This window comes from Vibrio sp. 10N.222.48.A3 (assembly GCF_041475345.1).
In the GTDB taxonomy this organism is placed as follows: domain Bacteria; phylum Pseudomonadota; class Gammaproteobacteria; order Enterobacterales; family Vibrionaceae; genus Vibrio; species Vibrio tasmaniensis_A.
The window spans coordinates 1-1,939 of the sequence record NZ_JBFRVX010000931.1 but is presented as its reverse complement, the minus strand read 5'-3'; the positions used below and the strand labels follow the sequence as shown (position 1 = coordinate 1,939).

Sequence of the window (1,939 nt, the reverse complement as noted above, 5' to 3'; positions counted from 1 at the left end):
ATCATGATGTCGGTGATCACCAACTCATATTCCAACGTTGCTTCATCGTTCTTTAGTGCCAAATTCCAGAAGAACATTGAAGAGCTGCTTGTAGCACCTGTTCCTAACTACGTGATTATCGCCGGCTTCGTAATGGGCGGCGTGGTGCGTGGCTTGTTAGTGGGCACTATCGTCACCTTTGTATCGCTGTTCTTTGTTGACCTTCAAGTCGACCACTGGGGCGTGATCATTGCGACGGTATTTCTCACGTCGGTTGTGTTTGCTCTGGGTGGCTTGATCAACGCGGTATTCGCACGCACGTTTGATGATATTTCTATTATCCCAACCTTCATTTTAACGCCGCTGACGTATCTCGGTGGTGTGTTCTACTCGATCAGTCTATTGCCTGAATTCTGGCAAGGTGTATCGAAGTTGAACCCTATCGTGTATATGGTAAACGCGTTTAGATATGGTTTTTTGGGTGTGTCTGATGTGGGTATTGTGACGTCGTTTGGCGTACTAGGTGTGTTTATTGTCGTGCTGTATGGCATTGCACATTACTTAGTTACAAAGGGGATCGGCTTACGTAGTTAACTTTTAGTTATCCAAGAGCTATTAGTTATCCAGGATCTATTAGTTATCTAGGAGCTATTAATTATCCTGAATCGCAGGCAAAGAAAAAGGTCGATATTACATCGACCTTTTTTATGTTTTTCATTTGTGCTTTGCGGTATAACCTGGTTTACGTAAAGAGAAGAAAGCGATTACTCAGCAGTTTCTTCTTTCACTTCTTCTTTCGTTTCCGTGACCAAATCTAAAACTTGGTTGTCGATAAGACGAGTCTTACCTAGGAAAGCCGACATTAGAATCACTGCTTGAGTCGATTCTGAAGTGATCGCTTGTAACGTTTTTACATCACAAATGAATATTTCATCCGGTTGTAGGTCTGCTGCGCGCAGTTGGTCTGTTGCATCTTCAATGACAGACGCGTAATCATCACGACCACCACGAATAGCACTGCTGATCCAACGCATAGTGCGCGCTAGAACTGGAGCTCGCTGACGTTCATCAATCGTTAGGTTGCTATTGCGAGAGCTCATGGCTAAACCATCCATTTCACGAACAGTCGCTACGCCCACAACTTCAATGTCTAGCGCTAAGTCAGTTGTCATCTGGCGAATCACAGCAAGTTGTTGGAAATCTTTCTCACCGAAGCATGCAAAGTCTGGCTGAACGATATTAAACAGTTTCGTGACAATTGTTGATACACCGCGGAAATGACCTGGGCGAGAGGCACCTTCAAGCATATGAGATATACCAGGGACTTCAACAAACGTCTGTTTGTCCAATCCATCTGGGTACATAACCTCTGGTGTTGGCGTAAAGACTAACTCAACACCTTCGCCTGTTAGTTTGTTTAAATCGGCTTCTAACGTACGAGGGTAGTTATTTAGGTCGTCGGCGCGATCAAACTGCATTGGGTTAACAAAAATGCTTACAACAACAATGTCAGCCAGTTCACGAGCTTTCTTGACCAGAGTTAGGTGACCTTCATGTAGGTTTCCCATTGTTGGGACAAAAGCAACCGTACGTCCATCACGCTTAAACTGTTTAATCTGCTCACGAAGAGCCGCTATTTCAGCAAAAGTTTGCATAGTTACTCCTAAGCGATTGTATGAGCATCATCAGGGAAACGTGCGCTCTCTACTTCTTCTTTGTATAGAGCGACGGCTTTACGCATATCACCTGTTTCAGCTAGGAAATTCTTAGAGAATTTCGGCATGTAGTTCGCAGAAATACCGAACATGTCATGCATAACCAAGATCTGACCATCGGTAACATTACCTGCGCCGATGCCGATAACCGGTACGTCACAAGCTTCTGTAATTCTTTTTGCTAATGAAGCTGGTACACATTCAAGAAGAACGATTTGAGCACCTGCATTTTGTAGTGCTAGCGC

The 1,939-nt window shown here is 44.2% G+C and carries 3 protein-coding genes; 1 reads left to right on the top strand and 2 read right to left on the bottom strand.

Annotated features, from left to right (window positions below; all coding sequences use genetic code 11):
* Positions 1–573, top strand: a 573-nt coding sequence (locus AB4653_RS22040) for an ABC transporter permease (RefSeq protein WP_372105349.1), incomplete at its 5' end; no start/stop codon positions are given.
* A 170-nt stretch (positions 574–743) separates the two neighbouring features.
* On the opposite strand, the gene panC is transcribed toward AB4653_RS22040, so the two are convergent.
* Both panC and AB4653_RS22030 read right to left on the bottom strand, forming a co-directional pair.
* Complete coding sequence (gene panC, locus AB4653_RS22035) at positions 744–1,634, bottom strand: pantoate--beta-alanine ligase (RefSeq protein WP_009847586.1); 891 nt, start codon at positions 1,632–1,634, stop codon at positions 744–746.
* An 8-nt stretch (positions 1,635–1,642) separates the two neighbouring features.
* On the bottom strand, positions 1,643–1,939 hold a 297-nt coding region (locus AB4653_RS22030; RefSeq protein WP_372105348.1), incomplete at its 5' end, for a 3-methyl-2-oxobutanoate hydroxymethyltransferase.

What these genes read in the sequence shown, in the direction of transcription:
- panC (WP_009847586.1), bottom strand. Translation starts at nt 1,634, where the DNA reads ATGCAAACTTTTGCTGAAATAGCGGCTCTTCGTGAGCAGATTAAACAG.